We start from the raw sequence: 1274 nt of genomic DNA, 5'->3' as shown, positions 1-1274 counted from the left end.
GATTTTTCAGTATCTTTTTTTGCTGATTTTTTCTAACAGAAGTATGTATATGAGTCTGATTACCGCAAAAAATTCTCCTGGATTCGCAAAGGATACTGTCTACCGATTCATGAAGATGATCCAGATTAACTGGCTTCACTTTACGACTCTGTTAGCTTCACGAATCATCAAGGATGCTATTGTACCTTTAGATTCAGAGGATCGTGCAAATGTATTGATTATTGATGATTCCATGTTTGAACGCAATCGCTCTAAGAAAGTAGAACTTCTTGCAAAAGCTTATGATCACGCTAATCACAGATACCGTTTTGGATTTCGTATGCTTACACTTGGATGGTCAGATGGAAGCACATTTCTTCCCGTTAATAATGTTCTTCTCTCATCTGAAAACAAAAAGAATAGGGTCAACGAAGCTTCGGAGGTTGATAAACGAACTGTCGGATACAAAAGAAGGATGCTTTCCATGCAAAAAGGAACGCAGGCGATGCTTGAACTTTTAAAAGCTGCTAAAAAAGCTGATATTCCAGCCAAGTATGTTCTTTTTGACAGTTGGTTCTCTTCTCCAAGCACGCTCCATGCTGTAAAATCAATCGGCTATGATGTCATTGGCATGGTGAAAAAGACTCCAAAAATGTTCTTTCGGTACAATGGTGAAGATATGTCTCTTATTACAATCTATAACCAGAATAAAAAGAGACGTGGTCGTTCCAAATACTTACTTTCTGTGGTAGTTGACGTTGTAAAAGATGGAGAAATTATTCCGGCTAAAGTTGTATATGTCCGTAATCGGAATAAGAAAAAGGAATACTTGTGCCTTATCTCTACAAATACTACTCTGGATGAAAATGAAATCATCCGTATTTATGGTAAGCGCTGGGATATCGAAGTTTTCTTCAAGGTATGTAAAAGCTATCTGAATCTCAGCAAGGAATGTAACTCCTTATCTTACGATGCAGTGACTGCCCACACTGCAGTTGTTTTTACACGGTATATGATGCTTTCCCTGGAAAGCCGGGAATCTAACGACAGCCGTTCACTGGGTGAACTTTTTCTATACTTTTCTGACGAAATGTCTGATATCACATGGATACAGGCATTTCAAATGCTGCTTCAAATGTTCCGAACCATGCTTAGTGACAACACAGAACTGTCCGAAGATAAAATTGACGAACTGGTTGATACGTTTATGAACACGGTACCTGCTTTACTGAGGACACAGCTTCAAGCAGCATAGCATAGGAATTAAGATAACTGAATAACTGCCAGTATTGAAT

At 38.5% G+C, this 1274-nt stretch carries 1 protein-coding gene; it reads left to right on the top strand.

The genetic code is table 11. The features are described 5' to 3' along the window. The coding region (locus D7Y06_RS25180; protein ID WP_120410200.1) for an IS4 family transposase at positions 1-1234 on the top strand (1234 nt) is incomplete at its 5' end. Positions 1235-1274 lie beyond the last annotated feature (40 nt).

Source organism: Roseburia sp. 1XD42-69 (assembly GCF_003612565.1).
Taxonomy (GTDB): domain Bacteria; phylum Bacillota; class Clostridia; order Lachnospirales; family Lachnospiraceae; genus Roseburia_B.
The sequence above is the reverse complement of the archived record's forward strand: the minus strand, read 5'-3'. Positions and strand labels throughout refer to the sequence as shown.